The organism is Streptomyces sp. NBC_00576, from assembly GCF_036345175.1.
In the GTDB taxonomy this organism is placed as follows: domain Bacteria; phylum Actinomycetota; class Actinomycetes; order Streptomycetales; family Streptomycetaceae; genus Streptomyces.
Genome location: NZ_CP107780.1, coordinates 8,823,375 through 8,843,164, shown reverse-complemented (window position 1 = coordinate 8,843,164; position 19,790 = coordinate 8,823,375). Strand labels below are relative to the sequence as shown.

Genomic DNA, 19,790 nt, shown 5'->3' with positions numbered 1-19,790 from the left:
ACTTGCCCCATGCATCCACAGCAGTGGCTGGTCAAACGCTCCCACATCGACCTCGGTCGAGTGTGGTCCTCCTCCTGTTGAGCTGACCCCCTGCGCGCCCGCTAGTCCGGGCGCCTTTTCGCGTTCTCCCGCACATTTCACGCCTCGTCCGCGCCTTCACACTCGCGCACACCCCTCCCCTCGCGTGGCCCTGTTTCCTTAGCCGGATCCTTCGTCCAATCCTTCGTCGGATCCTTTCTCTCCGCCTGTTCCCAGGAGACCGCCCAGCATGAGCGACAGCTTGCGTACGGCCATGCCCACGCGCGCCCGTAATCGGCAGTTCATCCCCTTCACCCTGATCACATCGGCAGCGCTGCTGCTCACCGCGTGCGGCTCGGGTTCGGACGCCGCGAACGGCGGTGGCACCGCCCAGGCCGCCGTCAAGATCGGTGCGATCCCTACCGAGGACGTCGTCTCGCCCATCGCGAAGGACCCGGCCGCGGCCGCGCTGCTGCCGTCCGGCACGAACTCGCTCACTGTCGCCATCAGTGTCGGCGGCTCGCCGCCGGGCACCTCGTACCTGGAGGACGGAAAGACACTGGCCGGCCAGGATGTCGACTTCGCGGACGCCGTCGCCAAGGTGCTCGGCATCAAGTTGAAGCGAGAGGCCGCCGGTTTCGAGGCGATCCTGCCTGCGCTCGACAGCGGCAAGTACGACTTCGGGGCGAGCAACTTCGGCGTCACGGACGAGCGCCGCAAGACGATCGACTTCGTCACCTACATCAACGACGGCCAGGGCTTCGCCACGCGCCGGGACAGCAAGCTGACGAAGATCACGGACCTTGCCCAGTTGTGCGGCCTGAACGTGGCGACCGGCGCGGGGACGACCTTCGAGGCGACGCTGGAGGAGAACGCGCACGTTTGCTCGGACGCAGGCAAGAAGACGTACAAAGTGCAGACCTACAGCGAACAGGGCGCCATCTGGTCCTCGCTCCAGCAGGGCCGCAGCGACATCGTGATGTCGACGATCAACGGCCTGCGTTATGCGGTCGCCCAGCAGCAGGGTGTGAAGTTCCTGAACGAGTTCCACCGCCTGGACGTCGGCTTCGCCTTCAAAAAGGGCACGAAACTGGCCCCCGCTTTCCAGGCCGCGGTGAACAGGCTCATCGCCGACGGGACGTACGACGGGATTCTCAGGAAGTGGGGTACGACGGGCTCGGCGATCGCGAAATCGCAGATCTCGCCGCCGGAGATCAAGGACTGACTCGCCGTCAGTCACCCCTCCAGGGCGACTGGACCTCCACCGACCGCGCCTGAGCACCCGTCAGGAAAGCGGGCAGGCCGCCCATTCACCCATACGTCCCAACGCTCACCCATACGCCACGAAGAATCATATTTCACTCTCAGTCAGCAGCCGGACACAGCAAGACCCTTGCGGCGCAGGGCCTCTCGACGAAATGGTTGTGCACCAGTACCGTCACGAAACCCCCGCACGGCGTCTATTCACTTGGCGCGCCATCCGCATCATGGATGACGATAGGGATGCGGAAAGCATGAGAGACCGCTGTGAGAGGAGGCGTCCATGGGATCGGTACGCAAGGCGAGTGCCTGGCTTGGCCTCGTCGACGACAACAACGATGACGAGCGTTACTACGACGACGACTACTCCGAGGGGACCGAGCAGCCCGGGGATTCCTGGGTCACGGACCCCCGGGTCAAGGTCGCCGGCGAGGTGGCCGAGGAGAAGGGCCGCCGGATCGGCACGGTCACCCCGGACAGCTTCCGGGACGCCCGCGCCATCGGCGAGCTCTTCCGGGACGGCGTTCCGGTCATCATGAACCTCACCGCCATGGAGGCCGCCGACGCCAAGCGCGTCGTCGACTTCGCGGCAGGCCTGATCTTCGGCCTGCGCGGCTCCATCGAGCGGGTGTCCAACCGCGTGTTCCTGCTGACCCCCGCCGACACCGAGATCGTCAGCGGGGAGGCCCAGCCGCACCGCGCGGACGGTTTCTTCAACCAGAGCTGAGCAAGGCCGCTCACCGGCCCCGCCGTCCGTTGTTCAGGTCAGCGGAAGGCGTCAAGTCCGGTGAGCGCCTTGCCCAGCACCAGCTGGTGCATCTCGACGGTGCCTTCGTACGTGAGCACCGACTCGAGGTTCGCCGCGTGCCGCATCACGGGGTATTCGAGCGAGATCCCGTTGGCGCCGAGGATCGTCCGGGCCGTACGGCAGATGTCGATGGCCTCTCGTACGTTGTTGAGCTTGCCGAAGCTGACCTGCTCGGGACGCAGGCGGCCGGCGTCCATGCGCCGCCCCAGATGGTGGGCGAGCAGAATCCCCTTGTGCAGCTCGACCGCCATGTCGGCGAGCTTGGCCTGGGTGAGCTGGAACCCCCCGATGGGCCGCCCGAACTGCTCGCGCGTCTTCGCGTAGTCGACAGCGGCCTCGAAACAGGACCGGGCCGCGCCCATGGCACCCCAGACGATCCCGTAGCGGGCATGGGAGAGACAGCTGAGGGGTCCGCGAAGTCCGGTGACGTCAGGCAGTACGGCGTCTGCGGGCAACCGCACGTCGTCGAGTACCAGCTCGCTGGTGACGGAGGCGCGCAGCGACCACTTGTGCTTGATCTCGGGCGCGGAGAACCCGGGGGTGTCGGTGGGCACGACGAACCCGCGGATGCCGTCGTCGGTCTGCGCCCATACGACGGCCACGCCGGCGACGGACCCGTTGGTGATCCACATCTTGCGGCCGTTGAGGACCCAGTCGCCGTTTGCGCCGTCGCGCTTGGCGTACGTACGCATGCCGGCGGGGTCGGAGCCGTGGTCGGGCTCGGTCAGCCCGAAGCAGCCGATGACGTCGCCGGAGGCCATGTCCGGCAGCCAGTGCTGCTTCTGCTCCTCGCTGCCGAAGGCGTGGATGGCGTACATGGCGAGCGAGCCCTGTACGGAGACGAGGGAGCGGATTCCGGAGTCGGCGGCCTCCAGCTCCAGGCAGGCGAGGCCGTACTGCACGGCGGACGCCCCGGCGCACCCGTACCCCGTGAGGGACATCCCGAGGGCGCCGATGCCGCCCAGTTCACGGGCGAGCCCCCTGATGTCCGGCAGCTCCCCCTCCTCGAACCACCCGGCGACATACGGCAGCACGCGATCCGCCGCCCAGGTCCGCACGGTGTCCCTGATCGCCAGGTCCTCCGCGTCCAACTGGTCGTCGAGGCCGAGCGGGTCGGCGGGGTCGAAAGGGGGCAGCTTCGCGAACTCGGCCACAGGAGCCTCCGGCAACTTAAACTAGCACCGCTAGTGACGCGTTGACGGTACGGCGGAGCGTGCCGTACGTCCAGCCGACGTTCGCCCAACCCGCCCGTGCGGCCCCGTCGACAGGCCGACGCCGCTCGCGGGGCGAACGGTGAACGCCTCCCGCGGGGGTACGCGCACATCGGCGCCAGACAGACAACGGTTCGCCCCCGCCCAAGAAAAGGGCCCACCCCACCCAAGGCAGCATCCCCACCCGCACCCACGCGTCCCACCCACCAGCCGCCCCGCACCTCCACAGGGGACGCCCACCCCTCAAGTGACCGTCACGGGGTGGTGCGCGGGTGGGAGAACACGACGTTCACACCGAGACACGGGACCCCGCGACCTCCCGGGGACCAGGCACCGCAGCCGGCTCAGCGGCGCCGCCACACTGCATCACCCGCGGCAACCGCAACGCCATCACCGCCCCCAGCACCAACAACCCCGCGCTCACCAGCAACGTCACATGCAGCCCGTGCACAAACGCGTCCCGAGCCGCCGCCCGCAGGGCAACTCCGGGCGACCCCCCGAGCCGCCCGGCAACCTCGTACGCCTCGCCCAGCGAATGCCCCGCCGCAGCCGACGCCGACGCCGGAACCCCCGGCACCGACCCCACCCCCGGCGCGTACGCCGCGTTCATCACGCTTCCCAGGAGCGCGATCCCGATCCCCGCGCCCAACTGGTACGACGTCTCGCCGATCGCCGCCGCCCCGCCCGCCTGCGCCGCCGGAGCCTCGCTCAGCATCGACTCGTACGCCCCGAAGAGCGTCGTCTCCAGGCCGAAGCCCAGCAGTACGAACCCGGACAGCATCAACCCCGCGTTGTCCTGCCCGCCCATCGCCGTCAGCAGCACGACCGCCGCCGCCGTGAGGCAGAACCCGGCGCACACCATCGTCCGCGGCCCGAACCTCCGCAGCAGCCGCGCCCCCGCCAGGCCGGCCGCCATCGCCGCGACCGTCAGCGGCAGCAGTCGTAGCCCCGTCTCCAACGGCGAAAGCTTCAGCACCAGCTGCAGATACTGCGCCGCGATCAGCTCGAGTCCGACCAGCGCAAGCATCGCCAGCACGATGCACCCCACGGATGTACTGAACGCCGGCCGCGCGAACATCCGCAGGTCCACCAGCGGATGCGTACGCCGCCGCTGCCGCCGCACAAAAAGAACCAGCAGCATCGCGCCCACCACCAGCGGCACGACCGTCAGGAGGTTCCCGGCCCCTTCCCCGCCGCCCAGCCGCTTCACGCCCAGCACGACACCGAACAGCCCGCCCGCCGCCGTCAGCGCGCCGACCACGTCCCACGGGCCGTCGCTCCGCTCACCGCGCGACTCGGGCAGCAGCAGCCGGCCGATCGGGAGGCTGACCAGCATCAGGGGGATGTTGACGAGGAAGACCGAACCCCACCAGAAGTGCTCCAGCAGAAAGCCGCCGAGCAGCGGTCCGACCGCCGCGCCCACCGCGGCCACCGCGCTCCAGACACCGATCGCCAGCGCCCGCTCGCGCCGGTCGGGAAAGACCTGGCGCAGGATCGAGAGCGTCGCGGGCATGATCATCGCGCCGCCGACGCCCAGCAGCGCCCGCGCCAGGATCAACAGCTGGGCACTGTCGGCGAGGGCGGCCATACCGGAGGCGACGCCGAAGAGCCCGTACCCGATGAGCAGGACCCGTCTGCGGCCGACCCGGTCGCCCAGCGTGCCGAACAGGATCAGCAGCGAGGCACAGACCAGCGGATATATGTCGACGATCCAGAGCAGCTCTATCGCACCGGGCCGGAGGTCCTCGCTGACGGCGGGCACCGCCACATGCAGCACGGTCGCGTCGACCGCGACGAGCAGCAGGCTCGTACAGAGGACGAGGAGGACGACCCAGCGGTTGGCACTCGCCCCGGAGGCCCGGCGGCGCAGCGCGGCGGCAGCCGTGGTCGTCCCGGACATGTACGTACCTCCAAGATTCCCTCGCGTTCGGCGGTCCGCGGGGTGGGGACTCCCCGGGGGCCTCGGCTTCGACTGAGGAGGAGCGGTGTCCTCGGTCCGCGCGGCGAAAAGCGAGTGGTCCGACAGCGTACGCGAGTTCGCAGCGGCGAAACGTGGCGGACCTCTCACCCTTCCAAGTAACCCGTGTGGCGTGCACCACGCACCAGGCGGGCCGCCCGCTTCCGCACGCCCGCCCGTATTTCGTACACCCTCGATAATCGACCGGTGACCGACCTCGGAACCCGCCCGCTCCCCACGCTCCCCGCGTTTCCCACGCTCCGCCGAGCCGCACCGGCCCTCCTCGGGTACCTGGCCGTCCGTGTGCTGGGCCTGCTCACGCTGGCCCTGTGGAGCGCCGCGCGGGACAAGAGCGCCTACAAGTTGCTGACCGCCCGCTGGGATTCGCTCTGGTACACGCGGATCGCCGAGCTCGGCTACGGCTATGAGGTGCGCCTCCCCAACGGCGACGTGCACTCGAACCTCGCCTTCTTCCCACTGCTGCCCTGGCTGGAGCGGCTCCTGGCATCGGTGACCCCGATGTCGTACGCCGACGCGGGCTTCACGGTGAGCGCGCTGTCCTCCCTGGCCGCCGCGTGGGGTGTGTTCGCGGTGGCGGATCACGTCTACGGCCGCCGGGCGGGCGTCTGCGCCGTAGTGCTGTGGGCGGTGCTGCCCGTCGGGATCGTCCAGTCGATGGCATACAGCGAGTCACTGTTCACGGCCCTGGCCGCCTGGTCCCTGTACGCGGTCCTCACCGGCCGCTGGCTGACGGCGGGCAACCTGGCCCTGCTGGCCGGCCTGACCCGCCCGGTGGGACTCGCGGTGGTGGCGGCGGTGTGGGTGACGGCCATCGCCTCGTTCAGTACCTCGTTCAGCACTTTGTCCAGTACCTCGTTCGTACAAGACCGAAGCGCGCCCGACTCGCACGGCGCCCCCGCCTGGCGGCGCGCCCTCGGCATGCTGATCGCGCCGCTCGGCGCCGCCGGCTACGTCCTGTGGGTCGGCCACCGCACCGGCAAGGGCCCCCTGGGCTACCTGGACGTCCAGGCCGGCTGGCGCAACGGCTTCGACGGCGGCGCCGCCTTCGCCCGCTTCGTCGCCGACAAGTTCACGTCGTTCCCTTCGGCACTGGCCGGGATCGGGCTCATCGTCGGCGTGGGCCTGCTGATCTGGCTGTACGTCACCTGTGTACGGCAGCGCCAGCCGCTGCCGCTGCTGGTGTACGCGGGGGTCGTCACCCTGCTCGCCCTGTGCGCGTCGAGCTACTTCGGCTCGAAACCACGCCTGTTGCTGCCCGCCTTCCCTCTCCTGCTGCCGCTCGCCCTGGCCCTGGCCCGGCTGCGTACGCCCAGATCGGTGCTGGTGACGGGCGTGGTCGCGGTGGCCTCGGCGGTGTACGGGGCGTTCTGGCTGAACGGCTCCGGTCCGCCCTGAAACGACCGCCGGGCGAATTCCGGACAACGGGCCGGTGAACCAATTCGAAAGGGCCATAAAACAGTGCTGCCGCATGATCAATGGAAATGGAGGGAAGAACCGCACGCCGAATAGGGATTCCGGGAAATTAAACATCACCCTGAGAGCAATCCCACATCACATCGTCATTACAAAGCCGCGGATTGGGCGGAGACCTGAGCTCACTCGCTGTAACGTCGATTACGTGCGTACCGAACGAAACCTCGCCCGTCTGGACCGGGTGTTCGCGAGGCTGGACCGGGAACCGGGACGGCCGACCCTCGACGTGCCGAAGATGAGCCGGCACAGGATCGTGCTCCTTGTCGCGACCCTGGCCTTCTACCTCGCCACCGTGTGGGCCGTAGTGATCACCTCATGGCTGGTCCGGCTCGACTGGCAGGTCATGTTCTTCCGGCCCTACCAGCAGTGGCCGGAGGTCCACGCGTTCCTCGACTACTACGTGGTGCTCGGCCAGCGCGGCCCCACCGCCGTGATGATCTCGGCCTGGCTGGGCTGGCGCGCCTGGCGCCAGCACACCCTGCGCCCGCTGCTCGTGTTCGGCGCGGCACTGCTGCTGCTCAACATCACCGTAGGTGCCGCCAAGATCAGCATGGGCCGCCTCGGACCGCACTACGCGACCACCATCGGCTCGAACGAGATGGGCATGGGCGGGGATATATTCCCCAGCGGTCACACCGCGAACGCCGTGGTGACCTGGGGCATCCTGGCCTATCTGGCCTCGACCCCGTGGACCAGGCGCCTGCTGTCCGCCGGTTCGGCGCTGATGTCGCTCGGCGTCGGCCTCACCACGGTCTATCTGGGTACGCACTGGCTGAGCGATGTCGTCCTGGGCTGGGTCGCGGGCCTGCTGGTCCTGCTGGCGCTGCCGTGGTGCGAGCCGCTGATCACCCGCGCCGAGACCTGGCTGCTGGATCTGCGCGACCGCAGGCGCGCCCGTGGGCCCAGCGCAGCGCCCGCACCGGCCAGGGTCGGTACTCCGGCGCTGCTGGGGCCGCACGCGACCGCGGAGGAAGAGGCCGTGGCCCGCGAGAACACCACTCCGGCGGCCCGCTCGTCCCGGACGCCCTCGCACCCCGCCCACCTGGCCCCGGGTCCGCACGCAACGCACGCGAGCCGCTCGGAGCGCACCCCGGTCACCCCGGTCGGCAGCCGCCGCCCACCGCACGCGGACCGTGCCCCACGTGCCACCGGTACCCCCTCGACCCGCCCCCTGCCCGGCAACGGCTGACCGGCAGCGGCTGACCGGCAGCGGCTGAGCCGCGGGAGGCGCGCCGGACCGGCTTCAGCCCTTCCAGCAGCGCGTCACGGTGCCGTCGGCGACCTCGAAGTTGAGCCGCCCCGACCGGTACTCCATGGTGATGATCGTCCCGGGCGCCAACGACCGCACCGCGGTCCAGCCGCGTTCCCTGGCGAGCCGCTCGGCGCGCGCGGAGTCGAGGCCGACATACGTGACTGGATTGTCCTGGGGTTCTTCGGGCCTGGGATTCGGTGCCATGCCTGTCACGGTAGGCGCCCACCGGCAACCACGGAAGCCCGGACCCCGACACCACGCATCCCTTGGTACGTCTCCGGTCACGCTTCTGTCACAAGATCACGACACTCGGCCCGAGCGATAATCATCCCGGAGACGGGATACGCAAGGGTGGTCACCCATCCTTCCCTCAGCCATTCGAACGTAATTCGCCATCTCTCGACGGGCCTCCGATAAACCCCGGCCAAGAAGGCCGGACGGGCAACCCACGGATGGCAAATTGCGCCGCACGCCCCCACCGCGGCGTCTTACGTGTTTCTTACACACGCCATACGTGCTTATGCCACGCGTCTCCACACCATCCCGGCGACAGAACACATAAAACACCCATGACTTCTACACATAACCCCCGCATCGCATCTTCATGATGTCGCCCCTGAACCGCCCTCGGTATGCGGCGATCTCTCCACCGCACGGGACAGCCGGTCCCGAGAAGTCCTGATCACGTCGACAAGCTCGGCGGGCTCCAGCACCTCGAACTCGAAGCCCATCAGCATGATGTGGATGACCATCACGTCAAGGCTCGCGGCCCCGGTGCGCAGCAGACATGCCCCTTCACCGTCCGGCTCCAGCGTCCCGGCGGAGGGCGAGATCCGCTCGGCGGCCTCCGCGAGGGGCACCAGCAGCCGGACGACGGCGTGCGAGGCGTACGCGCGCGTGGAGACACCTTTGGAGACGTAGGCGGCGAGATCTTCGGCAGGGGGCGTACGAGGGGCGAAGCGCGGTCCGTGCGGCGGCTTCGGCGTGATGCGGTCCACGCGGAACGTACGCCAGTCGGCGCGGTCGACGTCCCAGGCGACCAGGTACCAGCGCCGCTCGGTGCACACCAGGCGGTGCGGTTCGACCGTACGGCGGGACACCACCCCCTCGTGTCCCCGGTACTCGAAGCGCAGTCGCTCCGTGTCCCGGCAGAGGTGCGCGAGTTCGGTGAGGACGGCCGGGTCGACGGCGGAGGGCTGCGGCCCGCGCAGCATCGGCACGGTGAAGGCGTTCAGGGCCCCGACCCGGCGGCGGAGCCGGTCGGGCAGCACCTGTTCGAGCTTGGCCAGCGCTCGTACGGAGGTCTCGCCGATGCCTTCGATGCCCTGTCCGGCGGCGGTCCGCAGCCCGACGGCCACGGCGACCGCCTCGTCGTCGTCCAGCAGCAGCGGCGGCAGCTCGGCCCCGGCGCCGAGCCGGTAGCCGCCACCGGTGCCCGGACTGGCGTCCACGGGATAGCCCAGCTCGCGCAGCCGGTCCACGTCCCGGCGGACAGTACGCGGCGTCACCCCGAGGCGGTCGGCCAAGTCGGGGCCGGACCATTCGCGGTGGGCCTGGAGCAGCGAGAGCAGGCGCAGCAGCCGTGCCGAGGTCTCCAACATGGGCCCGAGTCTGCCAGCGGTCGCGGACAGCGGCTGTCCTCAACGGTCAGGGCCGGTATGCCAACTGCGGTACGTCGAAGCAGTTGGTGTTCATGTCCCCTTGCGAGACCCAGCCCCTGCCGTCCTGCCACCGGGCCACCGACAGACACGTCCGGCGCGTCCTGGGCGGCTCGCTCAGCCGCTCGAAGCGCACCGGAATCAGCAGACCGCCCGCCGTGTACCCGTCGCTGCGGTTCATGAAGTCGTCGACACACACGCGCGTGACGCCCGTTCCGGCTTCCGCGCAGGCCCGGGCGGCCTCCGTGAACCACCTGGCCGCCGCCCACCCCTCCAACTGCCACTGCGAGTGCGTGCCGAGCTTCTCGGTGGCCTCCCGGAACTCCCGTACGGCCGCCTGGTCCGTGTCCTCGTGGTTGCGGCTCGACCCGGTCGCCCACAGGGCGTTGCGGCACCGCGGGGAGTCCTTGTAGTCCTCGGGGACGGTGGAGGTCCAGTTCTGTACGTTCGTGACCTTGGCGGTGATCTCGGCGCCCACCTTGTCCAGTGCCTCGCACAGTTGGGCGTTGCCATGCGTGTCGAGGGCGTCGAAGACGAGGTCGGCGCCCTGTTGCTTCAGGTCGGCCGCCGCCGCGCGGAAGTTGGGCAGCGCGAAATCGACCTCCTCGGTGACCACGTGATAGCCCTCGGCCTCCAGACCCCGGGTGACCAGCCGGGCGTACGCGGCCGAGGCGGCCTGGTTGTACGAGACGACGGCGGCCGTGCGGGCGCCGTGCTCGCGCGCGAAGTACCGGTAGACCTCGGTGCCCCCGTACAGCTGACCGTCCCAGCCCGGGGTGCCGTTCCGGGGCGCGAGGCTGCCGTAGATGCCGTACAGGTGCGGGTAGGTGTCGTAGGCGGCGCCGATGGGCTGGCCGCCGATGTCGGGCACGCGCGCGTGGGAGACGCGGGAGGCGCCCGCGTAGTCGAGGGCGGTGGTGGCGACCAGCGCGACAACCTTGTCCTCGATGATCAACCGGTGGACGCACTCGTTGTTCCCGACACCGCTGCCACCGTCGTCGCACTCCCGGACCTCGACCGGGCGGCCGGCGATGCCCCCGCGCGCGTTGAGCCGCTCGAACCACGCCTTGGCGCCGTCGCGCGGGCCGGTGAAGGCGGCGGCGCCGACCGGGCTGGTCGCGCTGGTGATGATGCCGACGCGGATGGGCGTCGTACCGGCCGACGGTGTCGGCGGGCTACCGCGGTGCTCGAAGTCGCTCTCCGGGAGACGGCTGCCGCAGGCCGCGCTCAGCAGGAGCAGCAGCCCCAGGGCGGCCGACTCAACAGCCCGGAGCCGCCGACGCATTGCCGCTCAGCCCGACCAGCGCGCAGAGCGTGTTGAGGGAGACCTTCCAGGTGCCGTCCTGTTCGACGGCGGTGCCGGACGCGTCGGGCAGGGCCGTGGCGCCTTCAAGGATGAGCGCGTAGTTCACGCTCGCGGCGGTCGGCGAGGTGAACTCGACGTCGGCGACCTTCGCCTCGACCTGTCCGCCCCGCTGGTCGCCGCTGAACGCCTGGAGCAGCAGTCCCAGTTTGTCGCCGTTCTCCAGGACGGCCTGCTTGTCCTTGAGGGAGACGGCCGGGTCGAAGAACTTCACCCAGTTCTGCCGGATCTCCTTCTCGGCCGCGACGGGGTCGGCCGGCCCGTCGCCGCTGGGCTCGGCGGACGTTTCCGTCGGTTGTGCGGTCTGTGTCGTTCCCGCGGAGGCCGAAGGAGTGGGCCGTCTCGCGTCGCCGTCACCGCCGTCGTCGTCGCTGCAGGCCGCGAGGGCCGGGCCGAGGAAGAGCAGCAGGGCGGCCGTGATCGCCGTACCCCGCCGTGCGTTCCCCCGCCTGAGGTCGCTCCCGAGAACCATCTGGCTCACCACCGGGTGTCGGTCCGGGCCATGGGTGCCCGGAGCTTTCAGGGTCGACCGACAGCAGGCATAGTGCAAGCCATTGGCCGGCTTGGACGGACACAGCCAGGACACACGACGTGTGGGAGCCAAGAATGCAGACAGCTCGGTCAGCTCGATCGGCTCGACTGCGGACCGTACATCCCGTCCTCTGGACGGGCTGGGCAGCGCTGGCGGCGGGCGCTGTGCTGTGCGTGCTCGGCTGGTACGGCGTCTCGGGCGAACGGTTCGCCGAGCGGCAGCTGCCCTACCTCGCGTCCTGCACGGTCCCCGGCGCGGCGCTGATCATCGCGGGCGCCGTCCTCCTCGCCCACGGCCGCGAGGCGCTCGCCGCAGCCCGCGTGGAGGAGCTGTACGGCCTCCTGGTGGCCGCCGAGCCCTCAGAGGCCGCCACAGAGCCGGTGACCGCTCCCGTGGCCGTCAGCGGCCGTCTGCTGATGGTGCCGGGCGGCACCCTCTGGCATCGCGCGGACTGCCCGCTGGTCACCGGGAAGCCGGAGGCGGTGCCGGTGGACGGCAAGCTCCTGGCGACCGGCGAACTGGCCCCCTGCCCGATCTGCGAGCCGGACGCGGCGGACGACTGACCGATGTCCTCCCTGACGTACGACCTCACCCTCGCGGGTCTCTCGATCGGCAGCGCGGCGGCGCTCACCGGGATCGGTCTGATCGTCACCCACCGCGCGACCGGCGTGCTGAACTTCGCGCACGGCGCGATCGCGATGGTGTGCGCGTACGCGCTGCGGCAGTGCACGGTCGAGTGGGGCTGGCCGCTGTGGCTGGGCGCGCCGGTGACACTGCTCGTGCTGGCTCCGGCCGTCGGCGTGGCCCTTGAGCGGTTCGTGTTCCGGCCGCTCGCCGTCCTGGGCGACGATCCGGCGCGGACCCTGGTCGCGTCGATCGGCGTGTTCGTACTGCTGGTGGGCGGGGCGGCGCTGCTGTGGGGGCCGGGGGCACGGGCGGACGCGCCGGAACTGGTGTCGGCGGACCCGTGGGGGCAGCTGGCGGTGGCGCTGGTCCTGGCGGCGGCCGTGGGCGCGGTCACCCGGTGGACGCGGTTCGGGCGGGAGCTGCGGGCGGTGGTCGACGACCGGCGGCTCGCGGTGCTGAACGGCATCGACGCGGACCGGGTGGCCACGGCCGGCTGGGCGTTCGGCTCGTTCACCGCGGGCCTGACGGGCGTGCTGCTGGCTCCGTACGTGCGGCTGGACCCGTACGGCATGCCGCTGCTGGTGATGGAGGTGGTCGCCGTCGCCGTGGTGGCCCGGATGCGCAGCCTCCCGGTGGCGGTGCTGGTCGCCCTGGGTGTCGGGGTCACCCAGAGCCAGTTGACCCGCCTGCACCCGGCGGGCTGGGCGCAGCCGTTGCTCCAGTCCGTCGGCACCAACCTCTTCGTGGTCGCGCTGCTGGTCGCGGCGCTGGTGCTCCCCGGCATCGGCACGCGCGACGCATTGCCGCGCACCGCGACGGCCCGCGTACCGACCCCGCCGGGCGCGTGGATCGTGGCGGCCGTGCTGTTCCTGCTCCCGCTGGGCTTCGCGGGATCGGACCTGCATACGGCGGTACAGGTGCCGGCGCTGGGCGTGGTGCTGCTGTCCCTGGTGGTGGTGACCGGCCGGGGCGGCCAGATCTCGCTGGGCCAGGCGGCGTACGCGGGTCTGGGCGCCCTCTTCACGGCCCTGCTGGCGGCCGGCCGCTTCCCCGGTCTGCCCCGCCTGCCGGAACTGGCCGCACTGGCACTGGCGGTGCTCCTGGTGGCTCCCCTGGGCCTGCTGACGGGCTGGCCGGCGATCCGCCGCCACGGTCTGGCGCTGGCACTGGCCACGTTCGCGGTGGGCGTCGGGGTGAGCCGCTTCGTCCTCGCCCAGCCGTACGCCACCTCGGGCCTGACCGTGAACCGTCCCGCGGGCTTCGAGGGCGACCGCGCCTACTACGTCCTGGAACTGGCCCTGCTGGCAGGCGCGTTGCTGGCGACGCGGTTTCTGCGCACGGGCCGTACGGGCCGGGCCCTGGCCGCGATGCGGGACCACGAATCGGGCGCGTCGGCGGCGGGAGTGCGGATCCCGTCCCTGAAGCTGCTGGCCTTCGTCGCGGGCGCCGCCCTGGCCGCCCTGGGCGGCGCCCTGCTCACGATGGGCCTGCGTGCCTTCGACCCCGGCGCGTTCGACCCCGTACGCGGGCTGCTGTGGTTCGCCGCGGTGGTGGTCCTGGGCGCCGACAGCACCCTGGGCGCGCTGACGGCGGCGGCACTGCTGGTGGGGCTGGACGCGGGGGCGCGGGGTGGCGTGGCGGCGGCCCTGATCGGCGTCCTGGCGGTTGCGGTGGGCCGGTTCCCGGGCGGCCCGTACGAGGCGCTGCGCACGGCGACGAGACGGCTGCGGCCGGGACAGGGGGCGCGGCTGACGCCGCTGGGGGCCGCTGTTCGGGGGCGGCTGCTGGGCGACGGCGCGCGACCGGCCGCCGTCCCACCTCGCCCGCCACCTCCCCCACCACTTCCCTGGACCGCCCCTCCCAGGGGCGCACCCTCCCCCGCCCCGCTCCTGCGCGCCCGTGGCCTCCACGTCCGCTACGGCGGCTTCGTCGCGCTCGACGGGGTGGATCTCGACGTCCGGCCGGGCCGGGTCACCGCGGTCGTCGGGCCCAACGGGGCCGGGAAGAGCACCCTGTTCCACTGTCTCGCCGGAACCGTGCGTCCCACGCGCGGGAAGGTGCTTTTCGGGGCCCGGGACATCACGCGGCTCGCCGCCCACGCCCGTACCCGGCTCGGTGTCGCGCGGACCTTCCAGCAACTGGCCGTCTTCCCGTCATTGACCGTGGCCGAGAACGTCCGCGTGGGCGCCGAACAGGGCCGTGTATCCGATGTATCCGATCCGGGGGCGGCGGAGCGGGCGTTGCGGCTCCTGGGGCTCGACGGAGCGGTGCGGGTGCTGCCCGCGGCCGGCCTGCCGACGGGCACCCTGCGCCGCGTCGAGCTGGCCCGCGCACTCGCCGGAGGCCCGCGCGTCCTGCTCCTCGACGAACCCGCCGCCGGTCTCGACACCGCCGAAGTCACCGCGCTGACCCGCGCGCTGCGGGCCCTCGCCGCCGACGGGACCGCCCTGCTGGTCGTCGAGCACGACCTCGACCTGGTCGCCGACCTGGCCGACGAGGTCCACGTCCTGACAGCGGGCCGGATCGTCGCGTCCGGACCGCCCCGCCAGGTCCTCGACGCCCTGGAAGGAGCGGTGGGCCGATGACCCTCTCCCTGCGGCACGCGCGCGTGCGGTACGGCCCGTTGGAGGCCCTGCACGGCGTCTCCCTCACCGCCCCCGGTCCGGGCATCACCGTCCTGCTGGGCCGCAACGGCTCCGGCCGTACGACCGTGCTGCGCGCCCTCGCCGGAGCGGTACCGCTGTCCGGGGGCGCGGTGGTGTGGGACGGGGCCGACGTGACCCGGGTGCCCGCGTACGAACGTGCCCGGCGTGGTCTGTGCCTGGTCCCGGAGCGGCAGGCCGTGTTCGGGTCGCTGACCGTCCGGGAGAACCTGGAGCTTGCGGCACGCGACGCCGCCCCCGCGCTCGACGCCTACCCGCCGCTGAAGCCCCTGCTGTCACGCCGCGCGGGCACCCTCTCCGGCGGCGAGCAGCGCATGCTCGCGCTCTCCCGCGCCCTGCTGGCACACGCGCGCGTGGTGCTCGTCGACGAACCCGCGCAGGGCATGTCACCGACGGTCGCGGCCCGCACGTACGAACTGCTGAGCGCGCTGGACGCCTGCGTGATCGTCGCCGAGCAGCGGCTGCCGCCCGTTCTGCACGGCCGCCGCGCTCTCGTGTACGAACTCCGCCGGGGCACTGTCGTGTTCAGCGGGGAGGCGGCCGAACTGGCCGGCCCCTCGGGATGACCGACGGCCGGACGACCGCGTAGGACGCCGGTGCCCCACCCGGTCCGAGGACCGGGTGGGGCACCTACCCGACGCGGGGGAGCGGCTCAGAAGTCGAGCCTCTGTCCCGGCATGATCAGGTCGGGACTGTCGCCGATGACAGCCTTGTTGGCGGCGTAGAGGTGCTGCCAGGTGGTCGTGTACCGGGCGGCGATGCCGCTCAGGGTGTCGCCCGCGCGGACGGTGTAGTCGCCGCGGGACGAGCTGCGGCCCGTGTGGGCCGGCGAACGCTCCGGTGCCTTCGACGGAGCCTTGGAGGCGGCGGACTCACCGGAACCGCTCGCATTGTTGGCCGACCGCTCGGTGGACGGCTTGGTCGACTTCTTCGTCGACTTGGTGGTGGCCGAACCGGAGCCCGCGTCGGAGCCCGATACGGCGGGAGCGCTCCCGCCGGCCCCGGCACGCGCCGAACAGGTCGGCCACGCGCCCCAGCCCTGGGCGCCCTGGACCTTGGTGGCGACGGCGATCTGCTGGGACCTGCTGGCCCCGTCGGCGGTGGCCGCGTAGGCCGTGCCGCCGTAGGCGCGCCAGGTGCCGGCGGAGAACTGGAGCCCTCCGTAGTAGCCGTTGCCGGTGTTGATGTGCCAGTTTCCGCCGCTCTCGCACTGGGCGATGCGGTCCCACACCCCGCTGTCCGCTGCCGCGGCGTTGCCGGTCGCGGCCAGCAGTCCGAGAGGGGCGAGCAGTGCTGCCCCGGCGAGGACCGCCGTCTTGCGCGTCTTGCGGGTGTAACTATCGGCACATTCGGACATGTAGATCCCTCTCCACAGACCCGGGCTCCCCCTGACCGGGGCGCGTCGGCCGCAAGTGAACGCGGTCGGCACGCTCCGCCCCGTCCGTCGGCGGTGGTGCTGCGCGGTGTCTGGTTCTGCGCGACCGGCGGACGTACCCAAGCGGTGCTAGGTGCACACGGCGGAGGAATCTATGGACCCTGACGAGGTGATATCAACCAACTCCCTGTTGCCCCAGGCCAGTTAATAGTTACCGTAGGTAGCGGCGAATTCCGGACACCCACTTAATTCGCGCATTTCCTGATTTATCAACCAGCTACTCGGACAAACTGTGAGTCAGTTCACCAAACCAACTTCCGTAACCTGTCTGTTACTTGACATGGAGTGCCCAATTCCGCACCCAGGGTGACAGTCCGCGCAGGATGGTTCGATTCCGTTCGCCATGCAGCGTGACCCCTGCCACAGATCGCCCGTTGTCATCTTCATGAGCCTGGGCTGTCCGGGTTCACCGGCCGGGGGCGACCCGGCCCCGCCACGCACCGCATCCCGAGGGAGCCACCCGTGCCGCGCATGCTCGATGTCAGCGACGAGGTCCGCGCCGAGATCGGCGACGAAGAAGCCGACCGGCTGCTCGCCGGCGACAACGCCCCGGGCAGTTACGACTGCACGTCCTGTCGCACGCCGGGCGACTCCGCCCAGGAGCGCACCAGCACCGTCCTCTTCATCGGGGACGAGACCGCCGTCCTCGCCTTCGCCCACGCGGGCTGCCTGCCGTCGCAGGTCGTCCAGGTCACCGAGGAGCAGCTCCAGGGCGCGGTCCGCTCCATCAACGCCGACGAGGAGGCCCCGATGGCCGCACCCGAGCAGGCCGTACTGGGGGTCACCAGCGGACTGGTCCTGATCGAGGGCGAGTTGCACCCCGCCCTGGTCGTCGAACCGACCGCCCCGATCGTCCGCCCCGGCGCGACCGGCGCCGGGGACGACTTCCTGCCGCTCCTCATCGAGCAGGGCTTCATGCCGCTGACCGAGCTGACGGAGGTGCCGCCCGTGCTGCACGGCTGGTCGGTGCTGCTCGCGGCGGGCCAGCTGCACGCCGTACTCCAGCCGGGCCCGAACGGCGGCTCCGCGGTGGCCTGGTGGCAGGCGCACCAGCCGCTCCAGGTCACCGAGAGCTGGCGCGCCGCCGCCAACAAGCACCAGCAGGTGCTGATGTTCGCGGCACCGGTCGGCTCGATCGGCCGCCAGCCCCGCGAGGACCTGCTGCGGGACGCGCTGGACAAGGCGGCGGGGATCGGGAAGCTGGTCGCCAGCGCGTTGCCCCTGGCGGGTACCTGAGCGCTGTTGCCGCCGGCGGATACGGGAGCGCTGTAGACCGGGGGTGCTTCGGCTTGTTGGCGACTACCGGTTGAGTGTGGCTGGTCGCCACGCGGCGGAGCCGCAAATGTCTCAGCCCCGCGCCCCTGCAGGGGCGCTTCGCGCGCCCTGCAAAGTCCGGGTACCGGCCGCATCCGTTGGGCAGCGGGGTCGTTTGGACGTATGTGCACACCTACGACGTCCCCCGCCGCCAGTCCTACCAGTCGATCCCGTCCGCGCGGTCGACCCAGGACTACTCCAGCGGCCCATCGGTCACGCCGATCTACGACGCGCTGTACGCCGAGTACGGCAAGTCCTTCCGCTCGCTGCCGGGCGACCGCAGCGGCGAGGAGGAGCTGGACTTCGCGGCGTTCGGGGCCAATCCGAACGGCCTCGCCCCGTACAGCGGCTCGTTCGGCTCGACCTCGGGCTCGTACAGCGCCTACAGCGCGGGGGCGTTGAGTGCGCGCAACGGCAGCCAGGGCGGCGGACAGCAGTCCGTGTGGCAGCGGGTCGGCCAACTCGACGCGCAACAGGGGCAGTCCGCGACCCCGACTCCGACCCCGACCGCCGTATGGCCGACGGGCGGACGACAGCACTACACCGGGATGACCCACATCCCGGCGGCGTTGCCACCGGGCCCGCGCCGGGACCTGTGAGCAGTACCTGCACGTGACTGAGGGCGGCTCCCATCCGGAGCCGCCCTCAGTCACGTGCAGGTACTGCTACATACCACTACTTCTTCCGGCCTCGCTTCTCGCGCACCCGCACCGAGATGTGGATCGGCGTGCCGTCGAAGCCGAACTCCTCGCGCAGTCGGCGCTCCACGAAACGGCGGTAACCGGCCTCGATGAAGCCGGAGGCGAAGAGCACGAACCGCGGCGGCTTGGTGCCCGCCTGCGTGCCGAACAGGATGCGCGGCTGCTTGCCGCCCCGGACCGGGTGCGGATGGGCGGCGACCAGTTCACCGAGGAAGGCGTTCAGTCGGCCCGTGGGAACCCGGGTCTCCCAGCCCGCGAGGGCGGCCTCGATCGCGGGGACCAGCTTCTCCATGTGCCGGCCGGTGCGCGCCGAGACGTTGACGCGGGGCGCCCACGCCACCTGGGCGAGCTCGGTCTCGATCTCCCGCTCCAGGTAGTAGCGGCGCTCCTCGTCGAGCGTGTCCCACTTGTTGTACGCGAGGACGATCGCACGGCCCGCGTCGACGGCCATGGTGACGATCCGCTGGTCCTGGATGGAGATGTTCTCGGAGCCGTCGATCAGGATGACGGCGACCTCGGCCTTCTCCACGGCGGCGGCCGTACGCAGCGAGGCGTAGTAGTCGGCACCCTGCTGGAGGTGGACGCGCTTGCGGATGCCCGCCGTGTCGATGAACTTCCAGGTGACACCGCCGAGTTCGATGAGCTCGTCGACCGGGTCACGGGTGGTGCCCGCGATCTCGTTGACGACGACGCGCTCCTGGCCCGCCACCTTGTTCAGCAGCGAGGACTTGCCGACGTTCGGGCGGCCGATGAGGGCGATGCGGCGCGGGCCGCCGACCCCGGCGCCGAAGGTCTGCGCGGGTGCCTCGGGCAGCGCCTCCAGGACGGCGTCCAGCATGTCGCCGGTGCCGCGGCCGTGCAGCGAGGAGACGGGGTGCGGCTCGCCGAGCCCGAGGGCCCACAGGGACGTGGCGTCGGCCTCGCCGCTCGGCCCGTCGACCTTGTTGGCGCACAGCACGACGGGCTTGCCGGCCTTGCGCAGCAGCCGGACGACCGCCTCGTCGGTGTCGGTCGCGCCGACCTTGGCGTCGACGACGAAGACGACCGCGTCGGACGCCTCGATCGCGTACTCGGCCTGCGCGGCCACGGAGGCGTCGATACCGAGGACGTCCTGCTCCCAGCCGCCGGTGTCGACGATCTTGAAGCGCCGCCCGGCCCATTCGGCCTCGTAGGTGACGCGGTCGCGGGTGACGCCGGGCTTGTCCTCGACGACGGCCTCGCGGCGCCCGATGATGCGGTTGACGAGCGTCGACTTGCCGACGTTCGGCCGCCCCACGACGGCGAGAACGGGCAGCGGCCCATGCCCCGCCTCGTCGATCGCGCCCTCGACATCCTCGACGTCGAAGCCCTCTACCGCGGCGAGCTCCATGAACTCCGCGTACTCGGCATCGCCAAGCTCTCCGTGCTCGTGCTCTCCCGAGCCGCCGGAGGGAATGTGGTCGTTCATGAAGTCCGTACCTCGTTCATCGTGGTGATCGGTGGAACCCCCCGTTATCG

17 protein-coding genes are annotated in these 19,790 nt (G+C 71.0%); 9 read left to right on the top strand and 8 right to left on the bottom strand.

Annotation, left to right across the window (positions count from 1 at the left end):
* The first annotated feature begins 268 nt into the window (after positions 1–268).
* Positions 269–1,243: an ABC transporter substrate-binding protein gene (locus OG734_RS38550; protein ID WP_330292050.1), complete on the top strand. Its 975-nt coding sequence runs from the start codon at positions 269–271 to the stop codon at positions 1,241–1,243.
* Positions 1,244–1,561: 318 nt separating this feature from the next.
* Positions 1,562–2,005 (top strand): cell division protein SepF, encoded by a 444-nt coding sequence (locus tag OG734_RS38545; protein ID WP_330292049.1) that lies wholly within the window; start codon positions 1,562–1,564, stop codon positions 2,003–2,005.
* Between the two features lie 38 nt (positions 2,006–2,043).
* On the opposite strand, the gene OG734_RS38540 is transcribed toward OG734_RS38545, so the two are convergent.
* Together OG734_RS38540 and OG734_RS38535 are read right to left on the bottom strand one after the other, a co-directional pair.
* The gene (locus OG734_RS38540; RefSeq protein WP_330292048.1) at positions 2,044–3,240 is read right to left on the bottom strand and encodes an acyl-CoA dehydrogenase family protein; all 1,197 of its coding nucleotides are present in this window, start codon (positions 3,238–3,240) and stop codon (positions 2,044–2,046) included.
* Between the two features lie 346 nt (positions 3,241–3,586).
* A complete protein-coding gene (locus tag OG734_RS38535) occupies positions 3,587–5,197 on the bottom strand; it encodes an MFS transporter (protein WP_330292047.1) in 1,611 nt (536 codons plus the stop codon).
* Between the two features lie 264 nt (positions 5,198–5,461).
* Here OG734_RS38535 and OG734_RS38530 point away from each other — a divergent pair, with 264 nt between their 5' ends.
* On the top strand, positions 5,462–6,670 hold the full coding sequence (locus OG734_RS38530) for a hypothetical protein (protein ID WP_330292046.1): 1,209 nt from the start codon (positions 5,462–5,464) through the stop codon (positions 6,668–6,670).
* 223 nt (positions 6,671–6,893) lie between these two features.
* Positions 6,894–7,937 carry a phosphatase PAP2 family protein gene (locus OG734_RS38525; RefSeq protein ID WP_330292045.1) on the top strand — a complete coding sequence of 348 codons (1,044 nt, stop codon included), beginning with the start codon at positions 6,894–6,896 and terminating at the stop codon, positions 7,935–7,937.
* A 54-nt stretch (positions 7,938–7,991) separates the two neighbouring features.
* On the opposite strand, the gene OG734_RS38520 is transcribed toward OG734_RS38525, so the two are convergent.
* From OG734_RS38520 to OG734_RS38505, 4 genes are all read right to left on the bottom strand, one after another.
* On the bottom strand, positions 7,992–8,204 hold the full coding sequence (locus OG734_RS38520) for an I78 family peptidase inhibitor (protein WP_330292044.1): 213 nt from the start codon (positions 8,202–8,204) through the stop codon (positions 7,992–7,994).
* A gap of 398 nt (positions 8,205–8,602) precedes the next feature.
* Positions 8,603–9,601 carry a helix-turn-helix transcriptional regulator gene (locus tag OG734_RS38515; protein WP_443064991.1) on the bottom strand — a complete coding sequence of 333 codons (999 nt, stop codon included), beginning with the start codon at positions 9,599–9,601 and terminating at the stop codon, positions 8,603–8,605.
* 46 nt (positions 9,602–9,647) lie between these two features.
* Positions 9,648–10,943 carry an ABC transporter substrate-binding protein gene (locus tag OG734_RS38510; RefSeq protein ID WP_330292043.1) on the bottom strand — a complete coding sequence of 432 codons (1,296 nt, stop codon included), beginning with the start codon at positions 10,941–10,943 and terminating at the stop codon, positions 9,648–9,650.
* Positions 10,918–11,493, bottom strand: a complete 576-nt coding sequence (locus OG734_RS38505) for a hypothetical protein (RefSeq protein WP_330292042.1) — start codon at positions 11,491–11,493, stop codon at positions 10,918–10,920. Before OG734_RS38505 ends, OG734_RS38510 begins: the two co-directional genes overlap by 26 nt.
* Positions 11,494–11,627: 134 nt before the next feature.
* Between OG734_RS38505 and OG734_RS38500 the strand changes: the two genes are divergently transcribed.
* From OG734_RS38500 to OG734_RS38490, 3 genes are read left to right on the top strand one after another with little or no spacing between them, the layout of a single operon-like run.
* Positions 11,628–12,116, top strand: coding sequence for a hypothetical protein (locus tag OG734_RS38500; protein ID WP_330292041.1), 489 nt, complete (start codon positions 11,628–11,630; stop codon positions 12,114–12,116).
* A gap of 3 nt (positions 12,117–12,119) precedes the next feature.
* Positions 12,120–14,765 carry an ABC transporter permease subunit gene (locus OG734_RS38495; protein WP_330292040.1) on the top strand — a complete coding sequence of 882 codons (2,646 nt, stop codon included), beginning with the start codon at positions 12,120–12,122 and terminating at the stop codon, positions 14,763–14,765.
* Positions 14,762–15,409 (top strand): ATP-binding cassette domain-containing protein, encoded by a 648-nt coding sequence (locus OG734_RS38490; RefSeq protein WP_330292039.1) that lies wholly within the window; start codon positions 14,762–14,764, stop codon positions 15,407–15,409. Before OG734_RS38495 ends, OG734_RS38490 begins: the two co-directional genes overlap by 4 nt.
* 86 nt (positions 15,410–15,495) lie before the next feature.
* On the opposite strand, the gene OG734_RS38485 is transcribed toward OG734_RS38490, so the two are convergent.
* Positions 15,496–16,200 carry a transglycosylase family protein gene (locus OG734_RS38485; protein WP_330292038.1) on the bottom strand — a complete coding sequence of 235 codons (705 nt, stop codon included), beginning with the start codon at positions 16,198–16,200 and terminating at the stop codon, positions 15,496–15,498.
* A gap of 540 nt (positions 16,201–16,740) precedes the next feature.
* Between OG734_RS38485 and OG734_RS38480 the strand changes: the two genes are divergently transcribed.
* Entirely contained in the window at positions 16,741–17,514 is a 774-nt protein-coding gene (locus OG734_RS38480; RefSeq protein WP_189151711.1) for a hypothetical protein, read from the top strand.
* Positions 17,515–17,717: 203 nt separating this feature from the next.
* Positions 17,718–18,191, top strand: a complete 474-nt coding sequence (locus tag OG734_RS38475) for a hypothetical protein (protein ID WP_330292037.1) — start codon at positions 17,718–17,720, stop codon at positions 18,189–18,191.
* 76 nt (positions 18,192–18,267) lie between these two features.
* On the opposite strand, the gene der is transcribed toward OG734_RS38475, so the two are convergent.
* Positions 18,268–19,740, bottom strand: coding sequence for a ribosome biogenesis GTPase Der (gene der / locus OG734_RS38470; RefSeq protein ID WP_330292036.1), 1,473 nt, complete (start codon positions 19,738–19,740; stop codon positions 18,268–18,270).
* Positions 19,741–19,790 lie beyond the last annotated feature (50 nt).